The organism is Streptomyces fagopyri (assembly GCF_009498275.1).
GTDB lineage: Bacteria > Actinomycetota > Actinomycetes > Streptomycetales > Streptomycetaceae > Streptomyces > Streptomyces fagopyri.
In genome coordinates this window covers 8,703,428-8,720,101 of record NZ_CP045643.1, presented here as the reverse complement: position 1 = coordinate 8,720,101, position 16,674 = coordinate 8,703,428, and the positions used below count along the sequence as shown (strand labels likewise).

At 67.3% G+C, this 16,674-nt stretch carries 14 protein-coding genes and 3 pseudogenes; 7 read left to right on the top strand and 10 right to left on the bottom strand.

Annotated elements, in window-relative coordinates:
* Positions 1 to 225: 225 nt before the first annotated feature.
* Positions 226 to 1,116, top strand: coding sequence for a peptidoglycan-binding protein (locus GFH48_RS37685; RefSeq protein WP_153292534.1), 891 nt, complete (start codon positions 226 to 228; stop codon positions 1,114 to 1,116).
* 72 nt (positions 1,117 to 1,188) lie between these two features.
* On the opposite strand, the gene GFH48_RS37680 is transcribed toward GFH48_RS37685, so the two are convergent.
* The 3 genes and pseudogenes from GFH48_RS37680 to GFH48_RS37670 all read right to left on the bottom strand — a co-directional run bounded on the left by GFH48_RS37680 (position 1,189) and on the right by GFH48_RS37670 (position 6,071).
* On the bottom strand, positions 1,189 to 2,139 hold the full coding sequence (locus tag GFH48_RS37680) for an ATP-dependent DNA ligase (RefSeq protein ID WP_228121188.1): 951 nt from the start codon (positions 2,137 to 2,139) through the stop codon (positions 1,189 to 1,191).
* A gap of 1,505 nt (positions 2,140 to 3,644) precedes the next feature.
* A pseudogene (locus tag GFH48_RS37675) lies at positions 3,645 to 4,621 on the bottom strand (IS5 family transposase).
* Positions 4,622 to 4,790: 169 nt separating this feature from the next.
* Positions 4,791 to 6,071, bottom strand: a complete 1,281-nt coding sequence (locus GFH48_RS37670; protein WP_153293319.1) for an IS701 family transposase — start codon at positions 6,069 to 6,071, stop codon at positions 4,791 to 4,793.
* Between the two features lie 167 nt (positions 6,072 to 6,238).
* Here GFH48_RS37670 and GFH48_RS37665 point away from each other — a divergent pair.
* A pseudogene (locus GFH48_RS37665) lies at positions 6,239 to 7,054 on the top strand (IS5 family transposase).
* Here GFH48_RS37665 and GFH48_RS37660 read toward each other — a convergent pair.
* Positions 7,051 to 7,395 (bottom strand): DUF2750 domain-containing protein, encoded by a 345-nt coding sequence (locus tag GFH48_RS37660; RefSeq protein WP_153292530.1) that lies wholly within the window; start codon positions 7,393 to 7,395, stop codon positions 7,051 to 7,053. The pseudogene GFH48_RS37665 and the gene GFH48_RS37660 overlap by 4 nt on opposite strands.
* Before the next feature lie 436 nt (positions 7,396 to 7,831).
* Positions 7,832 to 8,350, bottom strand: coding sequence for a hypothetical protein (locus GFH48_RS37655; protein WP_153292529.1), 519 nt, complete (start codon positions 8,348 to 8,350; stop codon positions 7,832 to 7,834).
* Positions 8,351 to 9,051: 701 nt separating this feature from the next.
* Between GFH48_RS37655 and GFH48_RS37650 the strand changes: the two genes are divergently transcribed.
* From GFH48_RS37650 to GFH48_RS39835, 3 genes are all read left to right on the top strand, one after another.
* Complete coding sequence (locus GFH48_RS37650) at positions 9,052 to 9,666, top strand: hypothetical protein (protein ID WP_153292528.1); 615 nt, start codon at positions 9,052 to 9,054, stop codon at positions 9,664 to 9,666.
* A 251-nt stretch (positions 9,667 to 9,917) separates the two neighbouring features.
* Entirely contained in the window at positions 9,918 to 10,439 is a 522-nt protein-coding gene (locus GFH48_RS37645; RefSeq protein WP_153292527.1) for an SMI1/KNR4 family protein, read from the top strand.
* 711 nt (positions 10,440 to 11,150) lie between these two features.
* On the top strand, positions 11,151 to 11,279 hold the full coding sequence (locus tag GFH48_RS39835; RefSeq protein WP_265590183.1) for a hypothetical protein: 129 nt from the start codon (positions 11,151 to 11,153) through the stop codon (positions 11,277 to 11,279).
* A gap of 1,379 nt (positions 11,280 to 12,658) precedes the next feature.
* Here GFH48_RS39835 and GFH48_RS37635 read toward each other — a convergent pair.
* The 3 genes and pseudogenes from GFH48_RS37635 to GFH48_RS37630 all read right to left on the bottom strand — a co-directional run bounded on the left by GFH48_RS37635 (position 12,659) and on the right by GFH48_RS37630 (position 13,624).
* Positions 12,659 to 13,018 carry a hypothetical protein gene (locus tag GFH48_RS37635; protein WP_153292526.1) on the bottom strand — a complete coding sequence of 120 codons (360 nt, stop codon included), beginning with the start codon at positions 13,016 to 13,018 and terminating at the stop codon, positions 12,659 to 12,661.
* Between the two features lie 231 nt (positions 13,019 to 13,249).
* Positions 13,250 to 13,337, bottom strand: a pseudogene (locus GFH48_RS40225) (IS5/IS1182 family transposase); the annotation flags it as partial.
* A 56-nt stretch (positions 13,338 to 13,393) separates the two neighbouring features.
* Positions 13,394 to 13,624: a DUF397 domain-containing protein gene (locus GFH48_RS37630; RefSeq protein ID WP_194280792.1), complete on the bottom strand. Its 231-nt coding sequence runs from the start codon at positions 13,622 to 13,624 to the stop codon at positions 13,394 to 13,396.
* Positions 13,625 to 13,978: 354 nt separating this feature from the next.
* Between GFH48_RS37630 and GFH48_RS37625 the strand changes: the two genes are divergently transcribed.
* Both GFH48_RS37625 and GFH48_RS37620 read left to right on the top strand, forming a co-directional pair.
* A complete protein-coding gene (locus GFH48_RS37625) occupies positions 13,979 to 14,413 on the top strand; it encodes an ATP-binding protein (protein ID WP_228121186.1) in 435 nt (144 codons plus the stop codon).
* A gap of 65 nt (positions 14,414 to 14,478) precedes the next feature.
* Entirely contained in the window at positions 14,479 to 14,952 is a 474-nt protein-coding gene (locus tag GFH48_RS37620; protein ID WP_153292524.1) for a hypothetical protein, read from the top strand.
* A gap of 224 nt (positions 14,953 to 15,176) precedes the next feature.
* Here GFH48_RS37620 and GFH48_RS37615 read toward each other — a convergent pair whose 3' ends face one another.
* Positions 15,177 to 15,407, bottom strand: coding sequence for a hypothetical protein (locus GFH48_RS37615; RefSeq protein WP_153292523.1), 231 nt, complete (start codon positions 15,405 to 15,407; stop codon positions 15,177 to 15,179).
* A 261-nt stretch (positions 15,408 to 15,668) separates the two neighbouring features.
* Positions 15,669 to 16,577 carry a serine hydrolase gene (locus tag GFH48_RS37610; RefSeq protein WP_153292522.1) on the bottom strand — a complete coding sequence of 303 codons (909 nt, stop codon included), beginning with the start codon at positions 16,575 to 16,577 and terminating at the stop codon, positions 15,669 to 15,671.
* Positions 16,578 to 16,674: the final 97 nt, after the last annotated feature.

Below are 16,674 nucleotides of genomic sequence, written 5' to 3'. Positions count from 1 at the left end.
AGCTGTGCCCCGTCCCCTTCGGGACGACCGAGCACGGCAGAGCGTCGTCGCAGCCCTTGGGGGAACTGCGGAGACTGTGGCGGCGTGGGCCGACGGGAACCACCATGCTGCACCACGAGGTCCACACGGTGGGGCTTCCGTCGTCCGTCTGATGCGGAATCATGCATGCACTCATGCAGGCCGATGACCTGCGGTTATACACGCGAATGAATCGTGGGAGGGCACATGGCCGAAGCGCTGGGGGACGGGACGGGCGACCCGCTGGGCCGGGAACTGTCGTCGTTGCTGCGTGCCTGGTGGGAGAACTCGGTGCAGGCACAGGGGCGGAAACCGACCCAGGAGGCGCTCGCCAGGCAGATCGGCGTCACCCAAGCGACCCTGTCCCGCTACCTCAGCCCGGCTCACCCGCTGATGGCACCAGCCGACACCGTGCGCGTCCTGCATGCCGCGCTCGGTGCACCGCCCGAGGAACTGGAGAAGGCCGTTGCGCTCGCCTGCGGCGTGCGGTCCGAGCAGCGGCCGACCGCATCAGCCTTGATGCCGGCCCGTAAGAGACGGTTGCCCGAGGGCCGCGGTGCCCGGCGCAACCTTGCGATCGCCGCGATGATGGCGGGGGCCCTGATCGCCGTCTGGAGCGTCGGCCGCACTGTGCTGGAGACCGGTCGCACCGTGAAACCTGTGGCCGCGCCCGCCCATCCGAACGCGACGCAGTGGCCTCTCGTCCGTAAGGGAGAGACGTCATCCCTTACGTGGACCGTCCAACGCCTGCTGAAAGCCCATCACCACCAACTGCGCACAGACGGCATCTTCGGCTCGGAAACCCGCGCCCAGGTCATCGCGTTCCAGAAGAAGCGCGGTCTTCAGCCGGACGGCAAGGTCGGAAAAGACACCTGGCCGATGCTGGTCCTTCCTGCATCCCCGGGGGACACTGGCCCGCAGGTGGAGGCGGTGCAGGACCTGCTGCATCGCGCCGGGCAGCCCTCTGACATCACCGGGGTGTACACCGCTGCCACCCAGCGGATGGTGCGGAGCTTCCAGCGCCAGCAAGGGCTCCCCGACACCGGTGCTGTTGACGAGAAGACCTGGCTGTCCCTGACCAGCACAGAGCCGACCTGACCGGTCTAAAGGACGTACGAGGTCAGTTAGGCGATCACGGCGTCGATAATGCCGCACATGTGAGACTCCTGGTCACGGGGACGTTGCGCTGCGCGGGATGTCGTTGGGGGTGAGGTCGGTGCGGGCTCGGTGCCAGCGTGCGGGGTGGCGCCAGCGGCCGACCGGGTCGCGGGCGACGTCGGCGCTGACTTCCACGACCAGTTCGGGTTCGACCATGGTGACGTCGAGAGTCTCGCGGCTGCCCCATCCTGCGGAGAACGACCATCCTGTCCATGGGTGGCCAGCCGGGGCCGCGGTGAGGAGTCCGGCGACCGCGCTGCCGGCGGTGTGGGGGAGGGTGGTAGTGCGGCCGATGTACTGCAGCTGTTTGTGGTTGTTGTACCGGCCGAGCAGAAGCGTGGTGCGAGTGGACAGTTGGCTGGTGATGGCTCCGGCGATGGCTTCGGTGGTCTCGCGGACTTCGTACTTTCGACAGCTTCTGGCTGCGGGCCGGTAGGGCTCGTTCAGCCGATTGAAGACGACCCCTTCGATGCCCACCGTGGTCCAGGTGAGCCATTCGCGGATGCTGTCGGGGTTGGTGGTCGACGGGGACAGCGTCCAGGGGGCGGTCAGCCCCCAGGAGGTGAACACCGATTCCAGTGCGGCCCGGCGGCGCTGGTAGGGCCAAGCGGTCGTGTCCGTACCGGACAGTCGCAGGAGGTCGAAGGCCACGAAGTGGGCGGGCCAGTCCTGTGCGGCCTGGGCGGCCGCGGCGCCCCTGCGCTGGAGACGGTTCTGCAGCCGCTCGAACGCGAGCCGGTCGTCCTCCCACACGACCAGTTCCCCGTCCAGCGCGGTGGCGTCCGGCAGCTGCACCGCGGCGGCCGCGATGTCGGGGAACGCCGGCGACATCTCGGTGCCGCGCCTCGAGCGCAGCACCACCTGCCCGGCGTCGGTGTGGAGCAGGGCGCGGAATCCGTCCCATTTCGGTTCCCCCGTCCACCCGGGCGTGAGCCTCGGTAGGGGTGTGGGGGAAGTCAGCATGGGATCAGGCAGCGTCCAGGTCACGCGGCATGCCTTCCGCGTGCGGCCCTCACGTCAGCCGTCACACAGGCGATTCACGCGGAGGGCGACGGCGGGGGCGACATCGGTGTGGTGGGCGTGTTCCTGCCCCAGGACCCCGCAGAGGGCTCGCCGGAGGCGAGGCAGCGGGCGAGACTCTACAACGCCTCGACGGTCGTGACCGTGGGTATCGGGGTGGTCGTCTCTCCACGACCCAGCGATAGGAGCCCAGTCCGGTGCCATATAGGGCGCCGCGGCGGGCGATCGCGGGCAACGAGTCAAGTGTTAGGTGTCGTTCTGCTTCCACGCGAACGCTCAAAAGCTGCAAGAGCGTCCGCTTTAACTCGCTGCCGACTCGACACTTGCGCCCGAAAACAGGAATATACCGCTATCGGCCCCGCTACCGCAGAGATGCTCGTTAGCGTCACATACCAAATCCACGCTTCATGACCCCAATGGTGCGCAGAACGCGTCGCTAATGCCTGCTGAATGGCAACCACGGAAACCAACAGCTGAGCCGACCCCATACCGCCAACAGTCCAATTAACCTGCACCTTGTTGTTCCTGATACGACTCGACAGTGACTCCCATTGCGATACTGGAAATCCAGTCCTCCGCTGGATTTCCACTTCCAACGCTTCCCTGTACCCCCCCTGAGACATCGCTTCATTATTCAGAAAAAGCATGTAGACAAGAATGGAGGAGATTGCAAATGGGAGGGCCATCAACCAATGCCCCTGCCCGCTACCGAGAGCAACTGTGGAGGCGATCGCAAGCAGGGCACAAGTAGTCGCGAGCACTCGCTCGCCAACCATGAGTAGTTCAGTCACGCGATTGCCAACATCTCGACATTCGTCGATTAGCCACTCTGTTATCTGCTCAGGTGTACTTTGCATTTGCGGCGAAGACGGCACTCCCGCATCTGTCATGCCCATATCCTGTTCTGACCTTGACTGCGCTGCGCGACAATTTAGATGACTCACGCTATCCATACCCGATCACCGGTATACCCACTCAAACCACGGCCACTCTTACAGCTCCAGTTGAAGTTTGGGGTCTGTCAAACGAGCGGTGTACTTGAAGTAGTTGGGGTTACTGACGAGCTGCCGACAGGCGGCCGTCGAAGGTGATGTACGCGATGCGCACCCAAGGACCATCCCCGCACGCGCGGGGAGCAGGCGTAAGACCCCGACAAGCGGAGTCAGGAGCGGGGGCCATCCCTGCACACGCGGGGAGCAGAACTGGTGAGCAGACCCGAAGACCTCGTCCCTGGGACCATCCCCGCACGCGCGGGGAGCAGACCTTCCCGCCCAGGTTCGCCGGATCGAAGAGGGGACCATCCCCGCGCGCGGGGAGCAGGCTGCCTGACCTGGGGCGTTAGCGGCTGGGAGGCACGTTTCTGTTGACTTTCATCGATTCCGGCATTTCTGGTGATTCCGACATGCGGGCCTTGGCGTGTGAGTACTAGAGCCTGTGTGATGTCGTGATCATGTGGTCTTGATCAGGTCATCGATCCAGATCATTGCGGCGCGGAGGTGGAGGCCGGCGAGGTAGCTGTCCGGGGTCTTGTCGTAGCGGGTGGCGATGCCGCGCCAGGCCTTCAGCTTGTTGATCAGGCGTTCGACGGTGTTGCGTTCCTTGTAGAGGTCGGCGTCGTGGCTGACGGGCCGACCGCCTCGTGTGCCCTTCTTCTTGCGGTTGGCGGCCTGGTCCCGTTTTTCCGGGATGACTGCCTTGATTCCACGTTTGCGCAGGTAGGCGCGGTTGTCATGCGACGAGTAGGCCTTGTCCGCGGCGACCGCGCCGGGCTTGGTGCGGGGAGGGCCGGCGGGCAGACGGATTCTCACCTTCGCGAGGACGGGGACGAACTGCGGACTGTCCCCGGCCTGTCCGACGGTCAGGACCAGTGCGAGCGGACGGCACCTGCGATCCGCGGCAAGGTGAATCTTGCTGGTCAGGCCGCCCCGGGATCTGCCGAGCAAGGCTTCCCTCAGGCGGAGCTTGTGTCTGCGTCGGACGCGCCGGCGCTCTGTGTGTCCGTTCTGTTCCTCCGGGCCACCCCTTTTTGTCGGGCTGCCTCTTGCTCCTGCGCGGCTTCTTCCAGAGCCTCCATGAGGTGCTTGCTGACGCGCAGCCCTGCGGCATCGTGGTGGGCGCGGACCGTGGTGGAATCCACGCTGACCAGCGACAAGTCCGTTCTTCCCATACGGGCACCCTCGGCGATCAGGCCTTCCAGCAGGTCGGTGAACACAGCGGCGTCCCGCCAGACACGGAAGCGTCCGTAGACGGTCGCCCACGGCCCGAACTCGGCAGGCATCTCCCGCCACTGACCACTGGACCGAAACCGCCAGATCACACCCTCGAACTGCTCCCGCAACCGCTCCGGGTACGGGCCGTACCTACCGATCGGCAGGTACGGCTCGATGAACTTCCACTGGGCATTGGTGAGTTGCCTACGTGTCACGACCACTGTCCTATCGGATTCCACCCCTCGAACAGGACAAAACCCAAGAATGATCACGACATCACACAGGCCCTAGTAGGACTCCGTTAGGTCTTTCTTGATCTTGTTGTCGTGCGGGCTCTGGTGGGGAGGGGTTGCCGGCAGCTGCTGCAGATCCCGGTCCAGCACCTCAGGGTGTCTTGGAGAGCGTCGAGGATCTGGTAGAGGGTGATGCTGGGTGCGGTGCTTTTGGGGCCAGGCGCTGTTCGGTGAGGAAGGCTTGGGCGGCGGTCACGAGGGTGACGTGGTGGTGCCAGCCGGGCCAGGAACGGCCTTCGAAGTGGTCCAGGCCCAGGCCGTGCTTGAGCTCGCGGTAGTCGTGCTCGATGCGCCAGCGGACCTTGGCCAGGCGGACCAGATCGGCGATCGGGGTGTCGGGCGGGAGGTTGGAAAGCCAGTATTCGCTTGGCGCGTCGGCTCCGGCGGGCCATTCGGCCAGGAGCCAGCAGTCGGGCAGGACCCCGTCCCACCAGCCCTGTCCGGCTGAGGCCGCTGCTTTGATCGGTCGTTCGACGGCTTTTCCGGCCGGACGCACGCGCACCGCCGCGAAGCGGGAACGTAACTCCCCTTTCGAACCCTGGCGCCACGTGAGCGGGGTGAATGCCTCTCGCCCCAGAGCCGTGGCAAGAGCCGCCACTGACGGCGCCTTCTGGCGGTAACGCGGCTGGGGCCAGCAGCCGATATCTCCTTTGCGGTCCGGAGCCATGGGCTGTGCGTCGAACGGGTGGGCGCTCACGTCCGAGCGGACGGACAGGACATAGGTGAGTCCTCGCTCCGAGAGGGCGGCCCGCAGGTGTGCGTTGGTGCCGTAGGCGGCGTCGGACACCACCGCCGGCGGTGTCATGCCCCAGTCCGCGAGAGCGTCGAGCATGTCCAGTGCCAGACGCCATTTCTCCCGGTGTATGACCTCGGGCGGAACCTGGGTCCTGGTGCGGCGGTGGCCGTCCGCAGCCCAGTCCTCGGGCAGGAACAGCCTCCACTGCAGGGGGCATGAGGCAGTGTCACTGGCGGCGTGGACACTGACGGCGACCTGGCAGTTCGCCCGTTTGCCCAGGGCTCCGCAGTACTGCGGAGCCACACCGACCGACATCCGGCCGTCTTTCGGCATCGACACATCGTCGATCACCCACGCCACCGGGTCGACCAGCGGCAGCAGACGTTCGTTGATCCGCCGCTGCACGGGCACCGGATCCCAGGTCGACTGGTTCACGAACTGCTGCAGGTTCTGCTCGTTGCCGTCCGGCAGTCGCGCCGCCATCGCCTGGATCGACTTGCGACGGCCGTCCAGCATCAGTCCCCGCAGATAACAGTCACCCTTGGCCCGCTGGTCCTTCCGCGGCACCGAAGCGAACACATCGGCCACGAACAACGCCAACGTCGCCCGAACACGCCTCACTTCATGTAAATCCACCACCCCAACATGCTCTTGATCAGCGCAAACCGAAAGACCTAACGGAGTCCTACTAAGAACTCCTAACGAAATGATCTTTGAGTGGTTGGATCGCTCCGGGACCATTGATCCGGGGGTGCGGGGTGGCTCGGCCGAAGCCGTGGGAAGTCGATGACGCGTTGTGGACGGTGGTCGAGCCGCTGTTCCCCAGGGTGGACGGTGGTCGAGCCGCTGTTCCCCAGGGTCGATCGTCGAGCTCGGCATCCGGGACGCAAGCGGCATCCGGACCGGCTGGTGTTCCAGGGCATCCTGTTCGTGCTGCACACCGGGATCGCCTGGGAACACCTGCCGCAGGAACTCGGCTTCGGCTCGGGCATGACCTGCTGGCGTCGCCTGGCCGAGTGGACAGAAGCCGGTGTGTGGTCCCGGCTGCACGAGGTCCTCCTTGCCAAGCTCCGTGCCGCGAACGCCCTGGACTTCTCTCGGGCGGTGGTCGACGGCTCCCACATCCGGGCGTTAAAGGGGGGCCCAAGACGGGACGAAGCCCTGTCGACCGGGGCAGGGCGGGCAGCAAGCACCACTTGATCACCGATGCCACCGGCATCCCGCTCGCCGTCACCCTGACCGGCGGCAACCGCAACGATGTCACCCAGTTGGTCCCCCTGCTCCAGGCCGTGCCGCCTGTGCGGGGCAAACACGGCCGCCCCCGCCGCCGCCCGGACGTGGTGCTGGGTGACCGCGGCTACGACCACGACAAGTACCGCCGGCTGGTCCGGGACCTCGGCGTGAAGCCGCTGATCGCCCGCCGCGGCACCGAGCACGGCTCCGGCCTGGGTACTCAACGCTGGGTTGTGGAGCGCGCGTTTGCCCATCTGCACTGGTTCCGCCGCCTGCGGATCCGCTGGGAGATCCGCGACGACATCCACGAAGCCTTCCTCGCCCTCGGATGCGCACTCATCTGCTGGCGACGCCTGCGCGTTCTGGCGAGCGATGTCGTGAGCTAGTCAGCCGCTGCCAGTCGGTTGAGGACTTCCATCGGGGTGAAGCTCCAGCCAACGAGGCGCGGCCCGCTCCAGTTGATGCCGATCATGAGTCCCTCCCGGGCGGCATCGGGCAGTTCGCGGTCGCACCAGCCTTCCAGGAGCGTGGATTCGACCCGTAGCCCATGCCCCCAGATCTTCGCCGCCCTCTGGGCGCGGGCCGAGGTCGACCAGAAGGGAAGACTTCGCGTGCCGTCCGCGGAAAGGGGAGCCGGGCTTCCGTCGTCATCCCGGACAAGCCAGACCACTCCGCTCTGGCGGACGTCCCGGAAGAACGCTGCCGCTTGCGAACCACTCTGACTCATGACCACCGATCCTAACGTTCCCCACTGCTCATTTCGTTAGGAGTTCTAAAGGTGAGCACGGTCCCGTTTCCGGGTGTTCGTCAACGTTGCGCGCAGTAGGCGTCCCAGTCGGCCGGTGGATACGTCGCGTGCGGGGCTGCGACGGCGGCATCGATGGCCACCGCGACCTAGTGGTCGAAGAACCCGAGATCGCGGACGCGCTCCCGAGCCCGGACCGTGGCTTCGCTCAGCGGGCGCGCCATGCGATACCCCGTCGGGCCACATCGGGACCGTTTCGAGGTGCTCGCAGATCTTGAAAAGGATCTCGGATTCACCGGTGCTCGTCGTGGAGTGTTCTCGGGATGACTGGCGTGTAGGGCAGGTGAGGCCAAGGAACAGGACGGCGAAGAAGGTGCACAGGGATGGTGGTAGTCAGTAGCGGTCCGGCGGTACGAACTCACCCGAGCGTCGCGATCCGCGGCGAAGAGTACAGGAACTGGTCCTTACCCAGGGGCTGTTCCTCGACCTTTCCACGCCACAGGAGTACGCCGTGGCGTCGCTCCCAGAAGAACATGTACACGCCCTTGACGATCCGCTCCGGTACAAAAAAGAGGCCCCAGCTGATGACCCAAGGACCCCAGAGCAGGCCGAAAACCAGGGTCGGCAGAGCCACGATGACAACGAAGGATCCGTCGAAGCTGCGGCGCATCGACTCGCGAGGGGCGGGGAGTACCGTCTCAGGGTCGGCCAGGGGGACTGCGTTCTCGAAATCGCGCTTCTCGCCGCCCAACCAGCCCGAGCGGGTTGAAACCGCCAGCAGGCCGAAGAGTGCGCTGGCTCCCAAAACACACAAAAGAGGAAGTGCATAGTTGCTCTGCGGCAGCCCGTGCACGCCGAGGACCACAGGCGCAGTGACGCCAATGGCAGCCCCCACCTCGAAGATCGTCGCCAACTGAAAGTGAACGTAGCGCACCATGGCATCCCCCTCTGCCCGCGCCTGCCTGGAGCGGGCGCGGAACCCACTATGGACACCCTGCGTCCCCCGGTAAAACCGGCCGTTCCCTCAGCTCTAGAACAGCATGCGCCGTAAACTTCCCGTTCGCACGGCATCGGCGGAACCGTCACTTCAACATCGGCAAGGCCGCGAGCTTCTGACATCACGATCAGTGGGCGGTCACGCCCTCGACCTGCTCGCTGTGCTTCCCCCTGTCGCGCACCTGAACTGCAGCTGTCCAGCGCCCGAACCCGGTCCGAGAAGGCTGACGTTCCGCGCGGAGTACCCCAGCAGTCTGTTCTCGCACGGAATGGGCGGCCAGGACTGGGGTGTGGTAGCTGCGGCTGGCGCCCCGGCTTCCTCCAGTGGGGACGCGTCGGCCTGCCAGCCCTGCTCCCCCAGCAACCGCGCCCACGCCAGCGCGCAGAACCATTCCCCGCGGCCTGCGTACAGCTCCACCTCGTCGATATGGCCGCGTTCCAGCAGCTTCGAGACCAGTTCCGGTGGGATACAGCCGGATCGTGTCCTGTCCTGGCGTTCAAGATCAGTAGCGTCCACGACCACGCACCATAACGCTCGGCTCTGACACCCTTCCACTGCTGTCCTTTGACTAGGGCAATCGGCCACGAGGGAGGGTACGTCGGCCGACGAGCTTCTCCTGTTCACCGCGTACTCTCACGCGCGTGTACGAGGACTGGTTTGAAGACGACGAACTGAACACCGAGCAGAAGGCCTTCGTGGACGTCGTGAGGGAGTCCGCCCGATCCTGGCCTGAATGCGATCCCATGGACACTGTTGCGCTCGTCTTCGAGCCGGAAGAAGAGGAAGCAGACGGACGCGCCGCCGCGCAGGAATCGCAGTGGGAGCCCCCCGCCGAGCACGCGGCCTACTACGCCGCGTTGGACGAGGCGATAGCCCGGGGAGACGAGAGAGTCACGCTCATCGTGGATCTGGTCGATCGGCACGAGGGCAGAAAGAGTTCAGTCTTCATGTGTGTGGGCGCAACGATCCTCGGCGACCGGGTCTTCTGCAGCGAGCGCCACACTCAGAACTGGCAGGATCCGGAACCAACGAGGCACGTACAGCCACTGACTTCGGCCGGACCTCCGAAACATCTCGGCCGGATCGCCGCTGCCTGGTTCGAGAAGATCGTGCACAGCGCCATCATCGCGGGGAGGGGAGGACTCCGGTTCGTCCCTCAGGGCACTGCACTTCCTCCCTCCCACCGCTGGGTGCGTAACGGCCCCCGCAATGATCCGTCGGACAGGCCCTACCTCAAACCCGCACTTCGGCCTTGACCCACCACTCCCCAGCTCCCATCCTGTCTGCCGTCGACCCACACTCCGTGGAGCGGGCGTGGTTCAGGGCGTCAAGGTGGAGCGCCCTGCCGGACGAACGACCTTGACCCACGCAACCAGGTCGGAAAAGCCTCACGGCCAGCCAGGCAGCGTTGAAGCACTGCCCAGCTGGCCGGGTCCAGAGGCACCGGGTGCGGTCGTGATCGAATGGGTGTCCGCCGGTGCAAGGCCGGATCCTACGGAGGGTGCGCGTGACGCGGAACGGCTCGTTCGGGGAGACCTGGGCGCGGCTGACGGAGTGGCTGGCCGTGATGGCACCGGAGAGTCTGGCTGCAGTGCGGCCGCCGGTTGCCAGAGAGGGGATCCTCCCGGAACTGGGTGAGTTGTACGCGCATTGCGACGGCACACTCCCCACGGAGGCAGGTCGGTTCCTGGTGTCCGGGTGCGGCCTCCTCAGCGTGGAAGAGTCCGTGTCGCTGCGCGCGCGCCTGGTGTCCCTGGTGGACGGACCGGACGTGGAAGCCGACTGGTGGCGTCTGGACTGGGTCCCGTGGGCGGCGAACCATGACGGCGCGAGCTGCCTCTTCGTCGACACTGGGCCGGGCCCTGGCCGGGGCGCCATCGGCTACTTCTTCCAGGAGTCGGGCGGGGAAGCACAACTTTGGCCCTCGCTCACCGCGTTTCTGGTGGCCCTGGCCGACGCTGTGGAGGAGGGGACGTCGTTCGTCGGCGAGACGCCGGTCGTGAACGGCGGCGCACTCGGATGGGATTGAGGCGGGGCCGGTCCCCGGAGGATGCCTCCGGGGACCGGCGCCCGTCACTGCGGTTCTCTCATGTTCTGGAGGGGTAGTCAGGGCATGGGAGCGCCACGGGAGACATCCAGACCCCCACCGCTCTCCGATGAATCCGTTGGCCTGCGCAAAACCCACAGATGCACGAACGGTAGGGCGCCGATGCGGCCACATTCTCGTCACGCTCCACACTCCGACCGTGACCGTCATGGTCCTCGGCCCAGGGCGGGGCATGGGGAACCGGGGCGCCGTGCGCGGCCTGCTAGATGGTGGCGGCCGCGCACGGCATGGAAGCCCCGATGCTGCGCACAGCGCCAGCTCATCCGCCAGCATCGTGACACCGGCCAAGCGACCGCGCCGCGTTGGACGTGGCGGCTGGATGAGTTCCAAGATTTTTTTTGGAGCTTTTCTCCACAAAGAAGGCCAGCTCAGAGCCCGTTCAGCGTGCCGGACACCAAAAAAGCTCAGATCAATCAAGGCGATATCGAAGTTTGGTCCTGCACTCCGGGAATCTACCTCGTGAACACGAAGAAGCCGACGCATACGCGTCGGCTTCAACGACCGGCGCGGGCCCGAACCGGGCTACCAACCACACGGGCTCGCACCAGAGAGGGTAGGCAACGAGTGCCATCGTCCGAAGCTATTCATTCCCGCAATAAAGATCATGAACCACTTCTCGGCATCGCAGTCGTCGTGGTCGTCATCATCGTCACCGTGGGTCTCGCCACTCCCATCGGGGCCATCGGTGTCTGCACGATCATCAGCACCGTCTGCATGACCGTCGCCACCGTCATGGGGGTGCGGGCACGGCAGACGCGGTAACCGCTGAAGAGGTGGCCCGTCCCGTTCTGGGGCGGGTCACCTCCGCGCGTTCGGGCTCTCCGTCCGGCTTCCAGTCCCCACGCCGGGACCTGCTCCCCGCGCACGCGGGGATGGTCCCTCCCCGACAGGCAGCGTCTGCTCCCCGCAGGCCGTCGTAGGCCCAGGTCATCTCTGGTCCGCGGCTGTAGTCGAGTTCCGCTTTGATCCGGTGGCCGCCGGGTGACCAGGCTGGTGCCGGCAGGAAAGCCCGAGGGATCACCGGCCCCAGCCCGTAGCGCAGATCACCGTCGCATCGTCGGGCAGATGGGTGTAGAGGCAGATGATCCGTGTCCTTGGGGGACGAAGTCCGGGTCCTTCGATCGCATCCAGGACCGAGGGTGGCTCCAGCGCATACCCTCGGCGAGCAGGATGCGTCTGCCTTGCGAGCGGCCCACCTCGATCCCCCGGCCCGTGCCGGCGGCGGCCAGGAAATCCAGTGTCCGCTCGGTGGTCCGGACTCATCGAAGGCTCAGAGTTCCCCGGCGGGCTCCCACCGCAGTCGCCCGGCGGCACGGTCTCGATCCGGGAGATGATCCGGGATCGTTCCTCTTCGGTGATCCGCCGCTTGCGCCCTGCCCGCCCAGATCCTCCAGCCCCTGCAGGCCCGCGCTGTTGAAGCGGTGCAGCCAGCGGCGGACCGTTTCTGGCTGCAGTTGAGCTCCACGGCGGTCGCCGGCGCACCTAGACCAGCTCAGCTCGATCATCCGGGCCCGCATCACCGCACCCGCGGTGCCTTCCATGCTCGCGACAACCGGAGCGACGGCCCGCTCATCCTCGCCACGTCCCTGTCATGTACGTGGCCTTCCTCCTCCACCCAGTTCAGCCCCGGGTGCAGGTAGAACATGCGCTTCTTCAAGGCGTCGGGCACGGCCAGGCCCTTGTCGCCCACTGTCTCGCCGCGAGCCGGCTGGAAAAAGGGCCTCCAGCGGGGCCGCCGCGAGCCGTCCTTCCTGTCCGTGGCAGGGCCGCCGTCGGCACGCCGGAGCTTCCCGTCGTCCGCCAGCAGCAGCTTCCTGCCCTGCGATACTCCGCCCTCGTCCTTGAACAGCAGGGCGAGATCGGCGTAACCGGCTCTCGCCCCGCCTTAGGAGGTCCTCGGGCGGCGCCACGAGCCGCTCTGCCATAAAGCGGAGGGCTGCTGTCCGGCTACGGCCTGCGTCCCCCATGTGCAGACGCACGGCTGCGCGAGCGCAGCTACGTGCACCGGCAAGGTCGGGCGGACACCGAGAGTCTCGGCTTTCTGCGGGGAGTCGGTTCGCGCTGAACGACCCAACGGCTCGGTTCCCGCGCGGCCGGCCGCCCCATTTCGCCCGGGCGCCCGGCTTCTCAAATGGCAGGGATCAGTTCCACAGCAGGTCAACCGCGGCACGCAGCCTCCCGCGCCAGGCTAGTGCTCGAAAATCAGCCCGCAGAAGCGTGCGCGACCACAACCAGGCATGACGGCGGCTGCTTCCTGCAATGTCACCACTGCACGCAGCCGCTAGCACGCCAACCACCGGGATAGCCATGAGCATCACCAGCACCGGCAGAATGCCGCCCTCCGCGCTGACCACAACCTCGCCGAGGAAAAGCGTTCCAGCGACCGCGCCCGCCAGAAGCCGACGGACCAGCCCATGAGAGGTCAGCCGGCCGGGCGCGAGTGCCAATACCGCACCGAGTACCAGACCCAGCGCCGCACCCACGAGCAGACTGCCACCCATGAGGATCCCTTCCGAGACGAGAGCCGAGGGCACACCGTGCCCGTGCCTCAACGCCAACGCGACCATCACGCCAGCCGTCCAAACGACGCCCCAGCCCAGCGCGCAGACCCCTCCGACAACCAGGCCGAACCGCAGACCTCGCGTCACTACGCCACACTTCACCGAACCCCCCTCACGTCGCCTTGCCAGCATGATGCTCTACCTGGCCGGGCGAGGGTCGAGAGGGACGGGGGAGTTCACCGCCCGGTTCCCGGCTGGGAGTGCTCCAGCGGCCCCGGTAGGGCACCCGGATCGTCCCCCGAGCTCCCTGGCATCCTCGCACCTTTCGGCCCTCTGTCGCATACTCCGGCGGAAGTGGAACCGTACGGCTCCGCTTCACACCAGGTGATCGAACTCCCCGTCCTTCGCTCCTGCCAGGAAGGCGGCCAGTTCGGCGGCCGTGTAGATGAGGGCCGGTCCGTCGGGGTCGCGTGAGTTGCGCAGCGCCACCCCGCCCTCGTGCAGGGGCGCCACCTCGACGCAGTTGCCCTCGGCGTTGCTGTGCCGGCTCTTCACCCAGCGGACACCCAGCGAACTGGCCCGCGTTCCGTTTCGCACTGATGGCACCGGACTCTCCTTGCTCACGTTCCACCACGGTGTACACGTCGGCCGCCCCCTGGGTCGGACCGGTCCCGCGTGGTCCTGTTCCAGCCACACCTGTGCAATTTCCCGTGAAATTGCACAGCGGGCGTCGACAGGATGGATAATAGCTCGGGCGTCAACCGCACCGTTGGCGCACCGGACCTGACGTCGCATCAGGGAGATGCCGTGTCGTTATCCGCACGCCAAGCACCAAGTCCCGCAGGTGGAAGGGCTGCACCGCGGGCGGGTCGGACGCTTCCGGCCGGTCTCCCCGTGGACGGAGCGCCTGATCGCGTCCCGGGACAGGAGCGGGCCGGGAGGGTCGAGCCCACGGGTGACGTGCCCAGATCCGCGAGCCTGCGCATCACGGAATCACCCCAGGGGTTCGCCCAGGCACGCGACTTCACGCGCCGCACCCTCGGACGCTGGGCGCTCGGCGACCGCAGTGACGACGCCGTCCTCGTCGTCACCGAGCTGGCCACCAACGCGCTGCTCCACGCGGCTCCGCAGGCCCGTGCCGGGCAGTCGGGGGTGTGGCTGAAGTTGACGCTCCGCCGCGCCCATGTCGTGTGCGCCGTCACCGATCAGAGCGACAGCCCGCCGCTGTGCCCTCGTACGGACGGCGCGCTGGAGGTCCACGGTCGCGGACTGCGCATCGTCGAGGCGCTGTCCGAGCACTGGGGCTGGACCCGCTCGCCCGCCGGCAAGACCGTGTGGGCCATGCTGCCGGCCCCTCCTCGGCACACGTCGCCGGCCTGGCAGGGCCCGGCATGACGCACGCCTCGGCGGCGGAGCGTCCCGGCGCGGCTCATCACGGAACTCCTCGCGCGGGAGCGGACATGAAGACAGCCCTGAAAGACCTCGGACACATCCCCTGGCGCGAGCTCCAGGACTCCACCGGAGCGGCCACGGCCATCCCCTCCCTGCTCACCGCCATCACGTCGGACGACGAGCCCACCGCCGTCGCCGCCCTCGTGCGTCTGAGGCAGCGCATCTGCCAGTACGGCTTCGTCGTGGACCAGGCGACCGCCGCCACGGTCCCGTTCCTGTGGGAACTCGCACAGCTTCCCCAGGTCGCCTGCCGCGTGCAGATCCTCCAACTGCTGAAGAACATCGCCGAGGCCCGGCAGTGGGAGAGCACCGCCACGGCCTACCCCAAGCTGCTCAACCGCCCCGAGAACTACGTGGGTTGGGAGCGCGCGGCACGTCGCGCCGTACGGGACCAACGCGGGACCATCCAACACCTGCTCGCGGAACCGGACAGGGAAGTCGTCGAGGCGACGAGGGAACTCGCCTCCGCCCTCACCGACTGACACGCCGTCGGCCGGGCGACCCGACCGCCGCGCGCGCCGCGTTCGACCGCCCCTGGCCACCTCACGCCGCCGGGCGCGCCTCCGGGTCCCGGACGGGCGTTTCGGCGACCGGCAGTTGGACACCCTGGCGCCTTACGCGCGCCGCGGGCCGTACCGGTAGCGCTCGGACGTGCGGACGTGCGGGTGCTCCCGCCGCGGGCACGGACCCTCGGTCGCTCGATGCCTCAGGACGGGACGATGGGCGCGATGTCGATCGTCCCGTCGTGGTGGTCATAGAGACAGAAGGTCGTCTTCATGGGGATGTCGAAGACGATGCCCCCTGTCGCCACGCACTCGGCCTTGGTGACCGCGGGCCGGGAGGCGGCGTCGGCGGCCGCCCCCGTGGCGAGGATGAGGCCGAGAGCCCCGAGAGTCGTGGTCGTGGCCGTGGCCAGGGCGACGAAACGAGAGCGCATACCTGTCTCCTTCTCCTGATGATCCGTACTCCGGCAGGAGACAGCCTGCGGCACCCGTCACGAGGAATTCCCTAGTGTGGGAGCGTTCGGGGCGGCCGGGACACCGGCGCCGCCCGTGGCGGTCCGGCACCTGCGCGACAAGGCCGGCCGACGACACCCCCGCCGCCCGACCCGGGAGGCTCCCCGGTCGGCGTGGTGCACCGGGTCGTCGGTACCCGGTGCACCACGTCGTGGCCGGCGGCTCCCCGCCGCCGACGCGGGTCAGTGTCCGGACGCCGAGGTGAGGGCTGCCCGCGCGGTCCTCTCCACCAGCGCGACACCGTCCTTCATCGAGATGCTGCCGTCCGAGAGGACCGCGACGAGATAGCGGTGTCCGTCCACCACGATCCGTCCCACGCTGTTGACGTCCCACAGCCCGGACGTACTGCGCTGCAGCCAGCCGTTCTTCAGGGCCCACCCGGAGGCCGAGGCCGCCGAGACACCCCACGCCTGTTCGTTCGCGACGCCGGCCATCAGGGTCCGGACATAGGTCCGGGACTCCGCGTCGAGCGCGGTGGCGCCCGTGTCCGGCTTCCCAGCCGTACCGAACACCGCGCGCAGCAACCGGATCTGGTCACTGGCCGTCGTCCGGGTCAGCCCCCAGCGAGTGCCGGATCCGCCCTTGGTCTCGGTCAGGCCGAGGCGCTTGTTCGCCGCCTCCAGACCCGGCGCCCGGCCGATCTCACGCCACAGCGCGTTGGCCGCCGCGTTGTCGCTGTGCCGGATCATCGGTTCGGCGTGCGCGCGTTCCTGCGCGGTGAGACGGCGTCCCGCGTCCTGCGCCTGAAGCAGCAGTGTCGCGAGAATGTCGACCTTGATGATGCTCGCGGTGTCGTAGGTGACGTCGTCGCCGTACACCGTGGGCTCCCGGCCCGTGCCGTCGAGGTCGAGCACGGCGGCCGTGACGCGTGACTTGTGCCGAGCCGGGGACGCCGCCGGAGCGCCGGTCTCGGCCACCGCCTGTCCGGAAGGCCTGTCGACCGCGGCGGCCGCTGGTGCCGCGTGGGCCGTACCGCCCGCGACGAGCGCCGTCGACAGGGCCAGCAGGACACCGGCACCGGCGAGGGCGCGCCTGCCTCGGTGTCTCGCGTGGTCCTGCGCGTGCTGCGGGGGGCGCGGTTGGTTCGGCATCTTCAAGCGAGCCTCGACAAGTGGTGTGGAAGGGTCACTGAAGAGCGAACATAAACAAATCGCGCACCACTCGGGGTGACCGGGGTCACGACGGGCC

What these genes read in the sequence shown, in the direction of transcription:
- GFH48_RS37615 (WP_153292523.1), bottom strand. Translation starts at nt 15,407, where the DNA reads ATGCGCTCTCGTTTCGTCGCCCTGGCCACGGCCACGACCACGACTCTC.
- GFH48_RS37620 (WP_153292524.1), top strand. Translation starts at nt 14,479, where the DNA reads ATGAAGACAGCCCTGAAAGACCTCGGACACATCCCCTGGCGCGAGCTC.
- GFH48_RS37610 (WP_153292522.1), bottom strand. Translation starts at nt 16,577, where the DNA reads ATGCCGAACCAACCGCGCCCCCCGCAGCACGCGCAGGACCACGCGAGA.
- GFH48_RS37635 (WP_153292526.1), bottom strand. Translation starts at nt 13,018, where the DNA reads ATGGGTGGCAGTCTGCTCGTGGGTGCGGCGCTGGGTCTGGTACTCGGT.
- GFH48_RS37660 (WP_153292530.1), bottom strand. Translation starts at nt 7,395, where the DNA reads ATGAGTCAGAGTGGTTCGCAAGCGGCAGCGTTCTTCCGGGACGTCCGC.
- GFH48_RS37685 (WP_153292534.1), top strand. Translation starts at nt 226, where the DNA reads ATGGCCGAAGCGCTGGGGGACGGGACGGGCGACCCGCTGGGCCGGGAA.
- GFH48_RS37680 (WP_228121188.1), bottom strand. Translation starts at nt 2,139, where the DNA reads ATGCTGACTTCCCCCACACCCCTACCGAGGCTCACGCCCGGGTGGACG.
- GFH48_RS37655 (WP_153292529.1), bottom strand. Translation starts at nt 8,350, where the DNA reads ATGGTGCGCTACGTTCACTTTCAGTTGGCGACGATCTTCGAGGTGGGG.